This is a genomic window from Flavobacterium resistens (assembly GCF_900182645.1).
Lineage (GTDB): Bacteria > Bacteroidota > Bacteroidia > Flavobacteriales > Flavobacteriaceae > Flavobacterium > Flavobacterium resistens.
The window spans coordinates 864,652-884,058 of sequence record NZ_FXTA01000001.1; the positions used below are offsets into that span (position 1 = coordinate 864,652).

The 19,407-nt window shown below is 33.7% G+C and carries 13 protein-coding genes; 10 read left to right on the forward strand and 3 right to left on the reverse strand.

The window, feature by feature from the left end; all coding sequences use genetic code 11:
• Nucleotides 1-144: 144 nt before the first annotated feature.
• The 3 genes from FN795_RS03705 to hutH are packed head-to-tail and all read right to left on the reverse strand — an operon-like array spanning nt 145 to nt 3,729.
• Entirely contained in the window at nt 145-1,491 is a 1,347-nt protein-coding gene (locus tag FN795_RS03705) for an inorganic phosphate transporter (protein WP_142449428.1), read from the reverse strand.
• A gap of 30 nt (nt 1,492-1,521) precedes the next feature.
• Nucleotides 1,522-2,166, reverse strand: coding sequence for a DUF47 domain-containing protein (locus FN795_RS03710; protein ID WP_035648449.1), 645 nt, complete (start codon nt 2,164-2,166; stop codon nt 1,522-1,524).
• A gap of 48 nt (nt 2,167-2,214) precedes the next feature.
• Nucleotides 2,215-3,729 carry a histidine ammonia-lyase gene (gene hutH / locus FN795_RS03715; RefSeq protein WP_142449429.1) on the reverse strand — a complete coding sequence of 505 codons (1,515 nt, stop codon included), beginning with the start codon at nt 3,727-3,729 and terminating at the stop codon, nt 2,215-2,217.
• Between the two features lie 562 nt (nt 3,730-4,291).
• Between hutH and thrA the strand changes: the two genes are divergently transcribed.
• The 10 genes from thrA (at nt 4,292) to FN795_RS03765 (ending at nt 19,400) form a co-directional block, all read left to right on the forward strand.
• Nucleotides 4,292-6,739, forward strand: a complete 2,448-nt coding sequence (gene thrA, locus FN795_RS03720) for a bifunctional aspartate kinase/homoserine dehydrogenase I (RefSeq protein WP_142449430.1) — start codon at nt 4,292-4,294, stop codon at nt 6,737-6,739.
• A 184-nt stretch (nt 6,740-6,923) separates the two neighbouring features.
• Nucleotides 6,924-7,847, forward strand: a complete 924-nt coding sequence (locus FN795_RS03725) for a homoserine kinase (protein WP_142449431.1) — start codon at nt 6,924-6,926, stop codon at nt 7,845-7,847.
• A 160-nt stretch (nt 7,848-8,007) separates the two neighbouring features.
• Complete coding sequence (gene thrC, locus FN795_RS03730) at nt 8,008-9,297, forward strand: threonine synthase (RefSeq protein ID WP_142449432.1); 1,290 nt, start codon at nt 8,008-8,010, stop codon at nt 9,295-9,297.
• Between the two features lie 247 nt (nt 9,298-9,544).
• On the forward strand, nt 9,545-10,777 hold the full coding sequence (locus FN795_RS03735) for a DUF2971 domain-containing protein (protein WP_142449433.1): 1,233 nt from the start codon (nt 9,545-9,547) through the stop codon (nt 10,775-10,777).
• Between the two features lie 144 nt (nt 10,778-10,921).
• Nucleotides 10,922-11,491: a hypothetical protein gene (locus FN795_RS03740; RefSeq protein ID WP_142449434.1), complete on the forward strand. Its 570-nt coding sequence runs from the start codon at nt 10,922-10,924 to the stop codon at nt 11,489-11,491.
• Nucleotides 11,492-12,090: 599 nt separating this feature from the next.
• On the forward strand, nt 12,091-12,912 hold the full coding sequence (locus FN795_RS03745) for a hypothetical protein (protein ID WP_142449435.1): 822 nt from the start codon (nt 12,091-12,093) through the stop codon (nt 12,910-12,912).
• 261 nt (nt 12,913-13,173) lie between these two features.
• Complete coding sequence (locus FN795_RS03750) at nt 13,174-14,115, forward strand: class I SAM-dependent methyltransferase (protein ID WP_142449436.1); 942 nt, start codon at nt 13,174-13,176, stop codon at nt 14,113-14,115.
• Between the two features lie 17 nt (nt 14,116-14,132).
• The gene (locus FN795_RS03755) at nt 14,133-16,649 is read left to right on the forward strand and encodes an FAD-binding protein (protein WP_142449437.1); all 2,517 of its coding nucleotides are present in this window, start codon (nt 14,133-14,135) and stop codon (nt 16,647-16,649) included.
• A gap of 52 nt (nt 16,650-16,701) precedes the next feature.
• Entirely contained in the window at nt 16,702-17,337 is a 636-nt protein-coding gene (locus tag FN795_RS03760; protein WP_142449438.1) for a hypothetical protein, read from the forward strand.
• Between the two features lie 530 nt (nt 17,338-17,867).
• Nucleotides 17,868-19,400, forward strand: a complete 1,533-nt coding sequence (locus FN795_RS03765) for a S10 family peptidase (protein ID WP_142449439.1) — start codon at nt 17,868-17,870, stop codon at nt 19,398-19,400.
• Nucleotides 19,401-19,407: the final 7 nt, after the last annotated feature.

Sequence of the window (19,407 nt, forward strand, 5' to 3'; positions counted from 1 at the left end):
ATAAAACTTAACTCATATCTAGTAAAAGTTTTAAAAACATCACTTTAAGACAAATATTTTACATAAAAAAAAAGCCGATTTCAAATTGAAATCGGCTTTTTTAATATTTAAAAGAAATGCAATTCACATTTCACAATAATCGTTTTACGAAATAAACACGCTAAGCACAAAATAAACCAAACCTGCTAATATAGCTGAAATTGGAATAGTCAAAATCCAAGCCCAAACTAAACTTACGGTAACTCCCCAGCGAACTGCAGAAACACGTTTTGTTAATCCAACACCAATAATAGATCCTGTGATAGTATGCGTTGTACTTACCGGAATTTTCAAATGCTCTGTAAAATAAAGCGTCAATGCTCCGGCAGTTTCAGCAGCAACTCCTTCAAATGAACTTACTTTTGTGATTTTAGATCCCATTGTTTTTACAATTTTCCATCCACCACTTAAAGTTCCCGCTGCAATTGCAGAATAACAAGCTAACGGAATCCATCCCGGCATCACTCCTTTTATTCCCAAATCATCATTTGGAAGAACAACATCTAACCAAGAATCCATATGAACTCCAGGATTTGTATTGATATAAACTGCTACAGCCGCAGCAATAATACCCATTACTTTTTGAGAATCATTTCCTCCGTGACCTAAACTAAAAGCCGCAGAAGATAATAATTGCATTTTTTTCAAAGCAGCATCAGCCTGATGAAGATTTAAACTGCTAAATATCAAACAAAATGCACTTACAGTTAATATAATAAATGCTACTAAAAACCATTTAATATTATGAGGATCAAAAGCTACGCTCCAAAAATGAGAATCAAACCTTCCTTTATGACCATCTTTTATAATTTCCTCATAAGGAACCATTTGCGCATATACAAACCAAACAGTTGCAATCATTAAAGCTACAGTAAATACTTTAGGCCAAATACTTTTACGAGAAGCATTCAACAACCAAATAGAAATTAAATACGATGCCAAAGCTCCTAAAAGCGGTGCTAAAACAATAAAAGCAATAATAATAAGAACTCCTGAAGGCATTCCTCCATCTTTTCCGGCTTTGTACCAGCTTACAATTTGATACCAGTAATGAGTAGCTCCGTCTTCACCAACATATCCAGAAAAACCGTGAACTGCAATAGCATGCGCAACCGCCGCTCCCGCAAAACCTCCAATAAGTGTATGTGAAGAACTTGAAGGAATTCCTAACCACCAAGTCAATAAGTTCCAGCAGATTGCCGCAATAACTCCGGCAAGAATAACAACCAGGTTAATTTCCATTGTGTGCGCTGTTTTAGCAACAGTATCTGCAACACCAAATCCGAAAACCCAATAAGCTAAAAAGTTAAAAAATGCTGCCCAAAGAACCGCCTGAAAAGGCGTTAAAACCTTTGTTGCAACAACTGTCGCTATAGCATTTGCCGCATCATGAAAACCGTTGATGTAATCAAAAATTAAAGCTAATACTATAATTAATATAAGTAGCGTCATAAAATTATAACTTCAGAATGAAAAATTGAATTAAGAATGTTTTACAGAAATAGATTCTAGTATATTCGCAACACTCTTACATTTATCTGTTGCTGATTCTAAAACAGATAACACTTCTTTATATTTAATGATATTTTTAGCGTCTGTTTCGTTTTCAAAAATTTCAAAAACTGCTTTGTTATATACGTTATCAGATTTGTTTTCTAGCTTGTTTATTCTAGCACATGAATCTTTAATAACTTTCATGTTTTTCAAGTTGCTCAACTCTTTTACTGCACTATCAATATTTTGACAAGCTTCAAGGTTGATTTCTGTCATTTTTCTGATCGATTTCGTAATTTTATCAACTTGATATAATCTCATACGGCTTGCAGCTCCATGAAGGTAATCTGCAACGTTATCAATTGAAGTAATTAAGGTGTGAATATCTTCTCTATCAAATGGAGTAATAAAGTTTCTACTCAATTCCAAATTAGTTTGACGTGTAATATCTTCTCCTTTTTGCTCTAATTCATCAATTTTCTGAAAAAGAACTTCTCTTTCTTTTAATGGTAAGTTTACAGCTTCGTGTAAGTTAGATGCTAATTCAATTAAATTGCTTGAAGCCTCTTCAAAAAGTGGAAAGAATTTCTTGTCTTTCGGCACTAAAAATTGGAAAATACTGTTTATTGACATTTTTATATTTTTGATAGTGCAAAATTACTTCAATAATATTCTATAATGTTAAGCCATTGTTAACAAATCGTTTTCAATTTGAAAACTGTCTAAGAACGAAATTGTATTCTCAATATCATAATGTAAGATTCTATCCTCTTTAACCAAAGGCACAACTTCACGATAACTGCTTAAAAACATTTCGATAAAATCACTTGATTTCAAAGGCTCTCTATACGCAATTGCCTGTGATGCATTCATTAATTCGATTGCTAAAATTCGCTCTAAATTATCTAAAACACGTAAAGCTTTTGTAGCTCCATTTGCTCCCATACTTACGTGATCTTCCTGACCATTGCTCGAAACAATACTATCAATACTTGACGGAGTTGCAAGTTGTTTATTCTGGCTCGCAATACTTGCCGCAGTATATTGTGGAATCATAAATCCTGAGTTCAATCCCGGATTATCAACTAAAAATGCAGGAAGATTACGCAATCCTGAAATTAATTGATACGTTCTTCTTTCAGAAATACTTCCTAATTCTGCCAAAGCAATTGCCATAAAATCTAAAGCTAAAGCCAATGGCTGTCCGTGGAAATTTCCTCCCGAAATAATCTGATCAGCTTCAACAAATATGTTTGGATTATCTGTAACCGAGTTAATTTCGGTTTTGAATACCTTTCGAACGTAATCGATCGCATCTTTTGAAGCCCCGTGAACCTGTGGCATACAACGGAAAGAATACGGATCTTGAACATGTTTCTTTTCTTGAGCAATAATTTCACTTCCTTCTAAAAATTCTGCAATTCGCTGCGCGGTTACAATTTGCCCTTTATGCGGACGTATATAATGTATCAATTCATTAAAAGGTTCGATTCTTCCATCAAAACCTTCAAGCGAAATTGTTCCGATTAAATCGGCTAAATAAGATAATTTATAACCTTTGATTAAAATATGAGCTCCGTAAGCACTCATAAACTGAGTTCCATTTAACAAAGCCAAACCTTCTTTTGACTGTAAAACAATTGGTTCCCAGTTAAAATGTTTTAAAACTTCGGCAGAAGCCATTTTCTTTCCTTCAAAAAGCACTTCGCCTTCACCTAGTAAAGGCAATGATAAATGTGCCAAAGGTGCCAAATCGCCAGAAGCTCCCAACGAACCTTGTGTATAAATAACAGGAAGAATGTCATTATTATAAAAATCAACTAAACGTTGCAGAGTAATTAACTGTACTCCAGAATGTCCATAGCTTAAAGATTGAATCTTAAGCAGCAACATTATTTTTACGATTTCTGAAGGAACTTCTTCTCCTGTTCCGCAAGCATGTGACTTTACTAAGTTCTCCTGAAGTTTAGAAAGATTTTCATTTGAGATTTTTACACTGTAAAGCGATCCAAAACCAGTATTGATTCCGTAAATAGGTGCAGAATGCGTCGACATTTTTTTGTCTAGATAATCACGGCATTTCTGAACATTAACTTTTGCTTCTTCAGATAATTCAAGCGTTTTATCATTAACTAAAATCTCTTGTAATGTTTCTAAAGTTATGGTTTCAGTACTTATATAATGAATCTCTCTCATGATTATTTTAAATTTAAGACGTCAAAATTCAACAAATCAATATTAAAAAGCAACATTTTATCACAATAATTAAAAATTACATCAGAGCAATTCTTAAGTTTTATTTATTCAGCAATCCGAAATTTGGCCAAAATCAAGATTTTTCAACAAGACTTTTGTTAAAAATCAATTCATTATATATGTTTTATCCGCAAAAGAACCAATCTTAAATATGTCAAAACCTCAATTTAGCTTATAGAATTTTAACAAATACTCAATATTGATTTTTTGAAATTTGAATTATTAAAATATTCGCAAAAAGCCTTTCAGAGTTTTTAATCCTACTTAAAAGCTGTACTTTTGAAAAATCAAAAATGAAAAGTAACAGCACAAAATATCAATCTACAATGACAGTTCAAACTAGAACTGCAATTGCTGCTACCATTATTTCTACTACAACAACTACTACCCCTTAGGGGTATACATTTTCACATATAATCCTAGGTTACCTATACTTTTTTCATGAAAGAAGAGAGTTATTGGATACATAAAAATATTTGCATAAAAAGAAAAAAATATCAAAATGAAAGTATTAAAATTTGGCGGAACTTCGGTTGCCAATGCTCAAAATATAAAACTCGTTCTCGAAATTGTTAAACAAAAAGCTGAAAAAGATAAATTAGTTGTTGTAGTTTCTGCACTTAGTAAAGTAACCGATTTACTTCAATCAGCAGCGGCTAAAGCAGCAGCAAATGACGAAAGCTTTAGAGAAGTTGTTGCCGAAATCGAGAAAAAACACCTTGACACTTTAAAAGAATTGATTCCGGTAAGTGAACAAAGCAGCTTGCTGAGTCACGTAAAAAGAATTATCAATCATTTAGAAACTCTATTAGACGGTTGTTTCTTGCTTGGCGAATTATCTCCAAGAACTGCCGATACTATTTTAAGTTTTGGAGAATTGTTATCTTCATTCATTATTGCTAAAGCCTACGAGCAAATTAACAATGACGCAATTTACAAAGACAGCCGTGAGTTAATTAAAACAAATGCTGATTTTGGAAAAGCGGTTGTGAATTTCGAAATTTCAAACAGATTAATTCAGGAATATTTTGCTTCAAATGAATCAAAAATCAATATTCTTCCTGGATTTATTGCGCAAACTTTAGACGGAATTACTTCGACTTTAGGTCGTGGCGGATCTGATTATACTGCAGCAATTATCGCCGGAGCAATCGATGCGGAACAACTTGAAATCTGGACTGACGTAAACGGAATGTTTACTGCCAACCCAAAAATCGTAAAACAAGCGCAGCCAATTGCCAATATCTCTTATCAGGAAGCGATGGAATTATCGCATTTTGGTGCAAAAGTTTTGTATCCGCCAACAATTCAACCTGTTTTAAGAAAAAACATTCCAATTATGATCAAAAATACTTTTGAACCAGAAGCTGTAGGTACTTTAATTTCTGATACCGTTTTATCAAAAGATACTGTTGTAAAAGGAATCAGCCATATCGATAATATTTCATTACTGACTCTTGAAGGCCCAGGAATGATTGGAGTTGCAGGTTCGTCAAGACGTTTATTTGAAGTATTATCTCAAGAAAAAATCAACGTGATTTTTATTACTCAGGCTTCATCTGAACATTCGATTTGTATCGGAATTTTAAATTCGGATGCTGATAATGCCGAAGCTGCGATTAACAAAGCTTTTGAAATCGAAATTTCCCAAAACAAAATCGACCCTTGTTATGTAGAAAAAGACCTTTGCATTATTGCTTTGGTTGGTGAAAACATGAAAAATCACCAAGGTTTAAGCGGAAGAATGTTCAGTACTTTAGGAAAAAACAACGTAAACATTCGTGCCATCGCGCAAGGTGCTTCTGAAAGAAACATTTCGACTGTAATTAACGAAAGAGATGTTAAAAAAGCACTGAATAGTTTACACGAAAATTTCTTCGAAGAAAACACTAAACAGCTGAATTTATTCGTAATGGGAGTTGGAAATGTCGGAGAAAAATTCATCGAGCAAATTCACAATCAAAAAAAGTTTTTAAAAGATAATTTAAAGATTAATGTTCGTGTAATTGCGTTATCAAACTCAAGAAAAATGCTTTTTGACGAAGACGGAATTTCATTAAAAGATTGGCAATCAACTTTAGACAAAGGTGAAGCAGCAATTCCGACAGAATTCATTGCACGCGCCAAAGAATTGAATTTACGTAACAGTATTTTCGTAGATATTACAGCAAATTCAAGCGTTTCTGAAATGTATGAGAAATTCTTAAAAGAAAGTATTGCCGTTGTTACTTGTAATAAAATTGCCTGCTCATCTGCTTACGACAATTATAAAAAACTAAAAAGCTTATCTCGTCAATACAACGCTCCGTTTTTGTTTGAAACGAATGTTGGTGCGGGATTACCAATTATTGATACTGTAAAAAACCTTATTGCTTCTGGCGATAAAGTGCATAAAATTCAGGCGGTTTTATCAGGAAGTTTGAATTTCATTTTCAACAATTTCGATAAAGACAATTCTTTCCACGATGTGGTTAAAGAAGCAGGAGTTCAGGGATTCACAGAACCAGATCCAAAAATCGACTTAAGCGGAATCGACGTAGCTCGTAAAATCCTGATTCTAATTCGCGAAAGCGGTTACGAAATGGATATTGACGCCATTGCAAACGAATCGTTTTTACCTGCCGAATGTTTAGCAACAACAAATAACGAAGATTTCTTCGCATCGTTAACCAAACATGCTTCTCATTTTGAAGGCATTTACAACGAAGCTTTAGCGAAAGATTCAAGATTGAAATACGTGGCACAATTCGAAAACGGAAAAGCAAGCGTTGGTCTGCAATTCATTCCAAAAGATCATCCTTTCTACAATTTAGAAGGAAAAGACAATATCGTTCTTTTCTACACAGATCGTTATGTAGATCAGCCTTTATTGATCAAAGGAGCCGGAGCTGGAGCTGCTGTTACTGCTTCTGGAATTTTTGCAGACGTTATTAGAATCGGAAACATATAAATTTTTGTTTCAGGCTTAAAGTTTAACCGCAAAGCACGCAATCCCGATAGCTATCGGGAACACAAGGTTCGCAAAGCTTTGTTTTTTCTTGTGCCCTTTGCGAAAAAACCTTGCGAACTTTGCGGTTAAGCTCGCAAAGTTTGGCAACTTGAAACTTTAAACCTGAAACCTGAAACAACCAAAAATGAAAGAAATAAAATTATTCTGTCCCGCTACAATCGCCAACCTCTCTTGCGGATTTGACGTACTTGGACTTTGTTTAGATAATGCGGGCGATGAAATGATTGTTCGAAAAGTCGATCAAAAAGGAGTTCGAATCACTAAAATTGTTGGTGCCGATTTGCCTTTGGAAACCGAGAAAAACGTTTCCGGAGTTGCGGCTTTGGCAATGTTGGAAACTTTAGACGAACTGGATTTTGGATTCGAAATCGAAATTTATAAACATATAAAGGCTGGAAGCGGTATCGGAAGCAGTGCGGCAAGTTCTGCCGGAGCGGTTTTCGGAATTAATGAATTATTAGGAAGACCATATTCTCGTAAAGATTTGGTGCAGTTTGCGATGCAGGGCGAGAAATTAGCCAGCGGAAACGCGCATGCCGACAACGTTGCTCCTGCCCTTTTAGGCGGATTTACGTTGGTAAGAAGTTATGTGCCACTGGATATTATCAGAATTGACAGTCCGGAAGAATTGTACGCAACGGTAGTCCATCCACAGATTGAATTAAAAACTTCAGATGCGCGTTCGGTTTTAAAGCAAAATGTTTCCCTAAAAAGCGCCATCATGCAATGGGGAAATGTTGGAGGATTGGTTGCTGGTCTTTACACAAAAGATTATGAATTAATCGGCAGATCGCTTCACGACGAAATCGTGGAGCCTTTAAGAAGTGTTTTGATTCCGGGATTTGATCAAATCAAACAAACGGCTTACGAAAACGGTGCTTTAGGTTCTGGAATTTCAGGTTCGGGTCCATCGATTTTCGCTTTAAGCAGAGGAAAAGAAACCGCTGAAAAAATCGCAAAAGCCATGAGCGACGTTTACGAAAAAATGAATTTACCGTATGAAATTCACGTTTCGAAGATAAACCCTGACGGTGTCCGCATACTTTAGCACTTCGTGCGCTATAAGCAATAGGCTTTAGGCAATAAGCTTAAAACCTTTGCGAAAAATAGAACCCAAAAGAAGAAAGAAAAAAGAGAAAGAAGCTATACGCAACATTAGGAAAAAGCCTAAAGCCTAAAGCTTACTGCCTAAAGCCAAAAAAAAAAAAATGAAATACTACAGTTTAAACCATAATGCCCCAAAAGTTTCTTTCAAAGAAGCCGTAATACAAGGATTAGCGAGTGACAAAGGATTATATTTCCCAGAAAACATTACCGCTTTAGATCCATCATTTTTTGATAAAATCGAAAGTTTAAGCCACGAAGAAATCGCTTTTGAAGCAATCAAACAATTCGTTGGCTATGAAATACCTGCAGAAAAACTAAAAGAAATCATTACTGAAACTTTAGTTTTTGATTTCCCGGTCGTGAAAGTCGAAAACGGAATCTATTCGTTAGAATTATTTCACGGACCAACAATGGCATTTAAAGACGTGGGAGCGCGTTTTATGTCACGTTGTCTGGGATATTTCAATAAAGATAAAAAAGACGCTAAAAACACAGTTTTAGTAGCCACTTCCGGAGATACAGGTGGAGCAGTTGCCAGCGGATTTTTAGGCGTTGACGGTGTTGATGTTGTCATTTTATATCCGTCAGGAAAAGTGAGCGATATTCAGGAAAAACAATTGACTACTTTAGGGCAAAACATTAAAGCGCTCGAAGTTGACGGCGTTTTTGATGATTGTCAGGATATGGTGAAAAAAGCGTTTTTAGATGAAACTTTACTGCATAAAAACCTGACTTCGGCAAACTCTATTAATATTGCGCGCTGGTTACCGCAAATGTTTTATTTCTTCTTTGCTTACAAAGCACTGAAAAGCCAGAACAAACCTTTAGTTTTCTCTTGCCCAAGCGGAAACTTCGGAAATATCTGCGCTGGAATTATGGCAAAGAAATTAGGTTTGCCAATTGAGCATTTTGTTGCGTCTACAAACGTGAACGACACGGTGCCAAGATTCTTAGAAAACGGAAAATATGATCCAAAACCTTCTAAAGCAACTATTTCTAACGCCATGGACGTTGGAAACCCAAGTAACTTTATTAGAATTCAGGAATTATACAATAACGACTTAAAAGCTTTCGAAAAAGACTTTTCTTCTTATAGTTATACTGATGAAGAAACATTAGTTGCTCTAAAGAAAATCTATAACACAGACGGTTATATCGCAGAACCACACGGCGCTGTTGGTTATTTAGGTTTGAAAAAAGAATTAGAGAAACATAGTAACGCGATTGGTATTTTCTTAGAAACGGCACATCCTATTAAATTTTTGGATGTTGTTGAACCTGCTTTGGGAATTACGCTTCCGATTCCTGCTCAAATTGAGAGTGTTATTAATGAGAAGAAAGTTAGTGTGAAGATTGGGAGTTATGAGGAGTTGAAAGAGTTCTTGGGTTAAAAAACATATACAAAAATGATTAAAGCGAGTAAAAAAAATTACTCGCTTTTTTTATATCAAGTACGGAAATCCGTAAAAATTGGCAATAAAAAACCCATACTTTTGAAAAGTAAGAAAACGAAACAAACTTTCGCTTATCTACCCGATTTTAGGCATACATGCGCAGGTTTGTTTCGCCTATAAATGAGTTGGCAACAAGTTTACGGACGACTCATCCCGATTAAATAAACCTAAAAAATGACAGAGAATGCAAACACAAATGAATAATATTCAAACATATATCAATAATTACAACGAAAACATAACTGCTTCAAATGCACAACAAGCTGTAGATAAATTTTTGAAAGATTATTCTACTTGGAAGAATGTTGTTGGTCATTTAGTGAACGACCAAGATGGAAAGACAAAAGACGGTGAAAAAGAGTATGGAAATGTCCTTATCATTTTTTCAGTAGCAATTTCTGAGATAAATTCTATAACAGAAGGTATTATTGATACTCTATTTAAAGAAATACAAGATTACGAAAGCAAGGTTAAATATATGTTTGAAATAAAATTAGCACTTTATTCTAATCTTGGAATTTGTTGGCATAAATTAGGTCAGTTATATGATAATTTGGCTATTGAAGCATTCAAAAAATATATATTTTACCAATTAACACTTTCTAATCATACAAGTTATAATGGTTTAACTTGTTATTCATTTCGTAATTGTTCTAAATTTCTTTTTCAATCATTAGTAAATGAATCTTTAAATCTTTCGTCACCCTCGACATTCAACGATATATTTGATTGCCCTATAATAGAATTGATGAATAATGACGATGAAATTTCACAATTGATAAGAAAAGCATATTTAAGTGGTGTAAAAGTGGCATGTTTTGTAAAAAATGAAAAGTTACCATATTCAAATAATATATCGGACGCTCCAATAACTAATGACAAAAAGAATGATAGCGACAAAGATGAATATCTTAACGAATTAATGTGGGCTCATTATGCTGATTCACATAATGGCATCTGTATAAGATATAAGTTTCCTAGCGATGTAACGACCGCTGGCAATGATAATAAAAACTATGTATCTTACTTCAAAGACGTCGAGTACACTTCAGATTTGAAAAAACACTCAGAACAAAATTCAATAAATACGAATGATGCTTTTTTTGCAAAAGGAGAATCTTGGAAATATGAAAATGAATTACGGCTTTTATATTACAATCCGACTAGCTCTGATTCCCACATTTCTTTGCCAATATCAAATTGCATAGAAGCAGTTTATTTTGGTGTTAAATGTTCTGACAAGGATAAGCAAACAATAAAAAGCATATTGAAAGGCAGAAAATGCATATCTTTTAAACATCAATGGACGGGTGATAAAACAGAAAAGATAAAAGAAGAAAAAGATATTGAATTTTATCAGATGAAAATTGATGATGAAATATTTGGTGCAATAAAAGCTGTCAAAGACAATTCATAATTAAAATAGAATTAACAAAAAACCAGCTGCCAGCCTCAGATCTATAAAGTGTTGCGACCGCTGTGCAAAGTCTCCTGACTTCGTACCCACTCCGCTAGCGCGAGCGTCCCGCTCGTGAACACAAAGAAATTCGAAAAATTAAGCATGAATAGAAAACTAAAAATCGCTTTAATTATCATGATAATACTAACTCTTTTGGGAGCTATATATTATTATGGAACAATATTTATATGCGAGATTAGCGTTAAATGCAAAGACTGTGATCAAACTTCTAAGTCAGAAAAAGAATCAAAAGAAAATAAATTTTATTATGGATATTATACTTGTGATATTTCTGAGTTTAATCTAAAATACAATACCGAAAAAATAGAAATCGGAAATATCTGGATTGAAAAAGTATGGCGTTACAATACTGATGATTGCTTTAGCGACGACTACAACACCAAGGTAGTTAATAACCATGGTTATAATATTGTGATAGATTTTAAAAAATCTACAGATGAATTTCTTTTCAATTTCATCCCTATGATTAATAATATAGAAGACAATCAAAATGGTGGAATTAATGATAACAGAAAAACTTTAAGATATACAAAACTACCAAAAGAGATAAAACTTATTGTTGTAGAAAGAAATCCGGATATGAATTTTGGTTGGACGAAAGAAATAATATCAGGTACATTGATACTAAAACTAAAAAGTATAAATGAATAAAACTTTTATTCTTTTATACCTTTAAAAACTCTAATTATGATCTCCTGCTGGCGCGAACGTCCCACTCGTAATAACAAAGAAATTCAAAAAACCATTGGAACAGGCACGAGCGAGACGTTCGCGCTAGCAGAAGGAATATTAAAATAAAAAGCGAAGCCACAAATAAGCATTTATTTTCCATCACTTTTATTATCTTTAAAAGAAAAATACCCCCGAAAAATCTTTCAGCCTAACTAAAATAAGCCTTAAAAATTATATGCACATTATAGTTACAATCGTAGTCATAATACTAGCAATTATCTTCATTGGTTTTATATTGTATACCCCGATCACACAGATTTATCCCCCAGCTACCGCAAGCGTCCCGCTCGTAAACACAAAGAAACTCAAAACCAATCGAAAACGTTCAAAAGAATGACGCTCGTGTTAGCAATCTAATAATATTTCATCCTTTTAAAATAGTTTTAAGCCACAAATAAAGAGATTTTTACGCTCTTTGTTAGTGGCTTTTTAATTTTAAACAAATTAGTTTTTTGTAAGTAAAATTGCTATGTTTGACACTACCAATAAACTAAAATTTAATAAATCCTTTTAAAGAAATGCAACAAAAATTACTCAAAAAAACCATTCTTAATTCCTTAATTATTATCTTTTTTATTTCTTTGGTTTCCTGCAGAAGAGATAACCCCAAAATCACAATTGTAGGGAATGGCAAATCGGACACGTTAATTTTTAATTCCGAAGACACTTTGATTACGCATGGCGTTTTAGACACAATCAGGCTTTCTTCTTATAGTAATCACGAAGTTACAATCAACGGCTCAAAACCTTTAAAATTTAGAGTTTCTGATAAAGACGGAATTTTAAATACTTCTAAAAATGAATTCATCTTATTCAACGTGGAATTTCAATCGGATGGAACAGAAGCGAATCCTATGGAGGCACTGGAAATACATGCTGATTCCTATGTTAAAATTGATTCTTTCTTGATTTGCAAAAAAATATTTGAAAAGGAATTACAAGATACCAATAAACTGAATTTAGTTCTAGATTCTATCGCCGTGAGCAAAAACGGAAATTACAAAACGTCTTATCATGATCGCGACTATTCGTCTTATTATGATGAAGATTTAACGGCTTCTTTTTATGGATTCAAAAAAATTGGCGCAAGTAATATCTTTATTGAAAAGACCTGGGACTATGATCTCAACGAGGAAATACCTGAAGAAATTTCGGTACAAACTAGTAATAACAATTACAATCCCAAAAACTATATTCAAAAAACGGATAAAACAGCAATTGTAATGGCTAAAAGCTTTTTAAGATATGCTACAATAAATATTAGCGAATATGTTGTGATTAACATTAATGAGCAATTAAAAAAGAGAGCAAAAAAAAGTCCTCCGCTGGCTAAACAATAGGACTAAATAACGCTTTCAGCAGTTCTCTGCTAGCATGAGCAAAAAAACTGCTCGCGCAGATCTACTCTCAATCGATAGCGCAGATTTGTAATCTGCGCTATCGTTGCCTAAATATTTACTCAATCGAGATTCTTTTCTATTATCGGAATATAACAACGTGATATGATGAAAATAGAAATAAAATCTAACATGCTTCTTTATGTATTTTGAATTAGCATTTTGTAAGCAAAATCATTATGTTTGAAAGACCAAAACCTACTTATGAAGAGACGCAATTTTCTCAAAACAACACTACTTTTTGTTGCCTCAGCGCAAATGTTTCCTAATACAGTATTGAATTTCGCGACGGAAGTTCGAAACAACTTCAAATATATTTATACCAATGCGAAGCTTAAAAATCAGTTCTTTTTGTTTTTAAAAAACGTTTTCAATTTATATCCTGAAAAGGAATTCCACGAGTTGATTTACCAAAATACCATTTCGAAAAATACAGATAAAGAGATTTATTTGGCAACGCAGGCAAAACTTGACGACATTACTCCTTTTATGTCAAGTTTTCGCTATCAACTTCCGGCTTTGATGCATCAAAAAAACGAAATGTCTGTCGAAACGGTTTCTTTGCTTGGCGAAGGCACTAAATATAATGGTTATTTAGAAATTGGTTCTTCGGGGCGCTATTTAGATTATCTGGAAGAAAGTGTTTCCATCAAAGGAAAAAGATATTATGCTGATGGACGAAAACCCAAATATTCTTTCTCTGAAATGGTCGATCGCGGTCAAATTGCCGTTGGTGCAGAATATATTCCGTTTACGAATTACAAAACCAAGTTTGGCGATCATGTCCCGCACAATAGTGTTGATTTGGTTACGATTTATATTGGTTTTCATCATTGCCCTTTAGAGTTGCGAACGCAGTATATCTCTTCGATTCGCGATACTTTGCGAGTTGGCGGAAAAATGATTTTAAGAGATCATAATTGCGATACCGAAGATCAAAAAATATTGGTGGCATTGGCGCATGATGTTTTCAATTTAGGCGTAAACGAAACCTGGGAATACAATGAAAAAGAAGTTCGAAACTTTTATTCTCTGGATTTCATCATTGCTTTTGTGGAAAATATCGGGTTTAAATTTCATAAAAAAACCTTGTATCAAAAAGGCGATCCTACCAAAAATGCATTAATGCTTTTCACCAAAATCTAATCATTGTACTTTCTTCTATGAAAAAAATCTACCGTTTGGTTAAGCTTCTCTTCGTCTATATTCTAAAAATCCTAAAATTTATATACGCCGGAATCAAAAAGTCAATCCGATATATTAATAGCAAAAAACGCTTATTCATTCCGTTTTACAGTTTTATTGCCTTTGCGATTTATATCTTTTTATTGATTCAGTTTTCGGGAGATTCAGCATTTGATACTACTTTAGAAAGCAAAACCTTAAACGATGTCACGCAATTAAATCCGATTCAAGTCAATCAGATTATCAAACCAAAAACGGTAAACGAAATTGTCTCTGCCATAAAAAATACAACGGGACCAATTTCTATTGGCGGTGGAAAATACAGCATGGGCGGACAAACTGCTTTTGAAAACAGTCTGCACATCGATATGCGCTCTTTCAATAAAATCATCAACATTGATAAAGAGAAAAAACAAATTACGGTACAAGCCGGAATTCGTTGGCGAGATATTCAAAAGGTAATCGACCCTTTGAATTTATCGATAAAAATCATGCAGACGTATTCTAATTTTACGGTTGGAGGCGCGATATCTGTAAATTGTCACGGAAGATACATTGGTCACGGCCCGATTATTTCATCGGTTTTAGAAGTTAAAATTATTACGGCAAACGGCGAAATTATCACTGCGAACCGCGAAGTAAATCAGGATATTTTTAACGCTGTAATTGGCGGTTATGGCGGAATTGGCGTTATAGCCGAAGTTACTTTGCAATTGGTTGATAATGAAAAAGTAGAACGATTTCATGAGGTAATGCCAATTGAAGAGTACAAAGCGTATTTCGATAAAAACATCAGAAACAACAAAGATGTCGTTTTTCAGAATGGTAATTTGTATCCGCCAAAATATGACAAAATAATGAGCGTTTCGTGGCAAAAAACGACAAACCCATTAACAGATACCGATCGATTAATTCCTGAAGATGAAAATTATTGGGTTGAATCGCATTTAGCTGGAGTGGTTTCCTGGGGAAATTCAGGAAAATGGATTCGCGAATATGCTATTGATCCTTTATATTTTATTCCGAAAACAGTGCGATGGCGAAATAAAGAAGCTAGTTATGATGTAAAAGAATTAGAACCTTCGTCACGCGAAAAAGATACTTATGTTTTGCAGGAATATTTTATTCCGGTGGAGAATATAAAATCTTTTATTCCGAAAATGACTGAAGTTTTTCAGAAGAATAAAGTAAATGTGATTAATGTTTCCTTGCGACATGCGCTTCCAGATCATGAAAGTTATTTGTCGTGGGCAAGGAAAGAAGTATTTGCCTTTGTGGTTTATTACAAGCAAAATACCGATCAGAAAGCAAAAGATCAGGTAAAAAAATGGACACTTGAAATGACGGATGCCATTTTGAGCGAAAACGGAACCTGGTATCTTCCGTATCAACCACACGCAACGGTTGAACAGTTTAAAAAAGGATATCCAGACAGCGATAAATATTTTGCTCTAAAAAACAAATTAGATCCTGAGCAGCGATTTACAAACAAACTTTTAGATAAATATAATCCTTACGCAAAAAGTAAAATTGCTGAAGAAAAGAAAAAGATAAAAGATTATTTCAGAGCCGAAGAACAAACTGTTTTGACGGTTCCGGAATGGTATTTAGTGTACAATCCGAAAGAATATGCGGATTATCTGGAAAGTGGTAAAAATCCGTCTGATTTTCCTTTTTACAAATCGATTGATGAATATTGGAAATTGTATGACCGATCGATAAAACTGACTTCTGAAGCGTATCCTGAAAACGGCGAATACAAAACCATGTTACAGGTTATTGGCGTAAGCATGACAATGGAATATGGCGCGAAAATCCTTTATGAAAATACTATTGGAAGGTTCTTTAATTTATTTTCCGAAGAAAAAAACTCTGAGACTGAAAAAACAATTATTGAAGCACAACGCGCGTATAGTGATTTTATTTATCAAACGGCTTGGTACGAGTTTAAATTTTTACCGTGGGTTAAAAAAGTCTGGACGGCTTCTGAAAATTCAGATCACAGCATTCTTCGCAAATGGGAACGAACTTTTATTTTTACTTTAGAATTTTCATTTAAAGCTTTCTATTCGAAACTTATTGAGTGGGGCGCAAAATCAAGCTACGAAACGCCTTCTAATTTGATTTATTTAATTGTTTCGAATGTTGATACCATCAAAGAAAATCCGAACTTAAAAATCATCAGTAGAGATCGTGATAAAATGATTATTGCCGTTACACGTTGGGAAATTTTCACAAAAGAAATGATAAAACTTTCGAATCAGAATGTGAAAATCTATGAGATTTCTGGAAACGATGAAATTGCGGTTTCAACAATCGAGAATGCTTTAAATAAACCAAATTTAAAAGATGTAAAACTATTATATCAATCTAAAATTGTAACGGATGATAGTTTGACACGAAATATTTATCTTTTATCTGTTGAAAAGTTATTGCCTTTTATAAAAGATTCGAAAAAGAACAAGATTACCATTGAACATGTTTATGATTATTAAGTCAAAACTTTAAATCACATTATTTCTTTAAACCAAAACAGTATAAAAAACCATGATCCAAAGAATTACAAAAACAATTTTATTTTTTCTCCTTTCTATATTTATTTCCTGCGGACAAAAAGATCCAAACAAACAAATTGATGAAGGCACTATAAAAGGTGAAACTTATAAGAGCAGTGATATTGGCTGGACCATAGAAATTCCGAAAGGATGGTCAGTAATTTCAAAAGATCATATTGATAGTCAAGAATCAAAAGGCAAAGAGGCAATTGAAAAATCATCAGGGCAAAAAGTAGATATGAGTCAATTAAAACATCTTATCAGCTTTCAAAAGAATCAGTTTAATCTTTTTGCTTCGACATCAGAACCCTTTAAAGAAGAGTATCCGGGAGAATATCAGGAAAACAGTAAGAAATTGTGTAATATGATTTATCAGACTTATATTGATAACAAAATTAAAACCGATTCTTCGTCAGGAAAAGAAATTATTCAAGGACTTGAGTTTAATGTTTTTCGTACCACTATTTACGCTCCAGACGGAAAAGTAATTCTCAACCAAATAATGTACAACAGACTAATAAATGGTTTTGATTTTGGTGTAAATATTAACTACAATAATGATGAGGATAAAAAAGCAATGTTGGATGCTTTTAAAAATTCAAAATTTACTAAAAAATTCAAACAATAGTTATTAAATTATTTAAGACCCAAATTCAACGAGGAGTTCTTTCTCATGAATTAAAATCGCTTTACGAAGTCTGAAGACTTCGTAAAGCATATAGTAATACCCCAAAATATTAATTGAAAAAAAATGATTTCACTAGACATTAATGATTCAACTATCTTATTAGTATTATTACTTTTTTTTCTATTTACAATATTGCCTGCTATATTTATTTTTCAACTTTTAAAAACTTGGAAGGTTGCAAAATCAGTAAAAATAGTTGTATCTGTTCTGTTTTCAATTCTAATTGTATTTTTTGTTTTATACTTTATGTATAAGACAACTGGAAAAGGTTTATTACAATAAAATCATTTTTTCGTTCCCAACAAATACAAAATCTTAGCCGATCCAAATTTTACTTTTCCAACTTCCCATTAAAGCTTTCTTTGTTATTCAACTTAGAAATCATCACTTACAATTTTTTTATATCTTTAAAAACTCTAATTATAATCATCTATTTAGAACGTTGCAAATCAATAACACACCCTAATTCTATGAAAAAAACAGTACTTTCATTTCTTTTAGCTGGATTTTTAACTGCCTACGCTCAGGAATCAAAACCGGATTCGAAACCAAAAACACCGGCTGCAAAAGAAGAAAATTCACCTGCTAACCTTACTTTCAATCCGGACTCTCAAGTTGTCACAAATCATACAACCACAATAAAAGGACAAAAAGTTTCTTATAAAGCAACAACCGGAACTATGCCTGTTTGGGACGAAGATGGAAAAGCAATCGCCGGATTATTTTATACGTATTATGAGCGTTCTGATGTAAAAGATAGAGATTCACGTCCTTTAGTTATTTCATTTAATGGCGGTCCTGGATCTGCTTCAGTTTGGATGCAGATTGCTTATACGGGACCAAGTTTGTTAAATATTGATGACGAAGGATATCCTTTGCAGCCTTACGGAATAAAAGAAAATCCATATTCTATTTTAGATGTTGCCGATATCGTTTTTGTAAACCCTGTTAATACAGCTTACTCAAGACCTACAAGCAAAGAAATCCCTGCTGCAAAATTTTTCGGCACAAATGCCGACATTAAATACTTAGCCGATTGGATTAATGGTTTTGTAACCCGCACTAATCGTTGGGCTTCACCTAAATATCTAATAGGTGAAAGCTATGGTACAACTCGTGTTTCAGGATTAGCGCTTCAATTACAAAACAATCAATGGATGTATCTTAACGGAGTAATTTTAGTGTCTCCAACTGATTTAGGAATAACGCGTGGAGTTGTTTCTGATGCCGCTCTTAAATTACCTTATTTTGCAGCGACTGCCTGGTATCACAAAAAACTTAGTCCTGAACTCCAAAATAAAGACTTAACTGATATGTTACCCGAGGTTGAAGATTTTACTATCAACGAACTTCTTCCTGCATTGAGTAAAGGAGGATTTTTGGAGGAACAAAAAAGAAAAGAAATTGCCTCTAAAATGGCACGTTATTCTGGTATATCAGAACAAGTTATTCTGCAAAACAATTTAGATGTTCCTTATGATTATTTTTGGAAAGAACTTTTAAGAGATAAAGGTTACACAGTAGGAAGACTTGATTCAAGATACAAAGGAATTGACCGTAAAGACGCTGGAGAAAGCGTTGATTTTAATGCAGAACTTACGTCTTGGTTACACTCGTTTACGCCTGCTATCAATATGTATGTACGTAATAATCTTAACTACAAAACGGATTTTAAATACAATATGTTTGGTCCTGTACATCCTTGGGACAGATCTAATGATAAAACAGGTGAAAACCTAAGACAAGCCATGGCTCAAAATCCATATTTGCATGTAATGGTACAATCAGGATATTATGATGGTGCTTGTGACTACTTTAATGCTAAATACGATTTATGGCAAATGGATCCAAGTGGAAGACTAACGGATAGAATGTCATGGAAAGGCTACAGAAGCGGTCACATGATGTATTTGAGAAAAGCTGACCTGGAAACTGCAAATGAAGACATCAGAACATTCATAAAACAATCATTACCTAAAGCTAGCGAACCAGCAAAATATTAAATCTGAT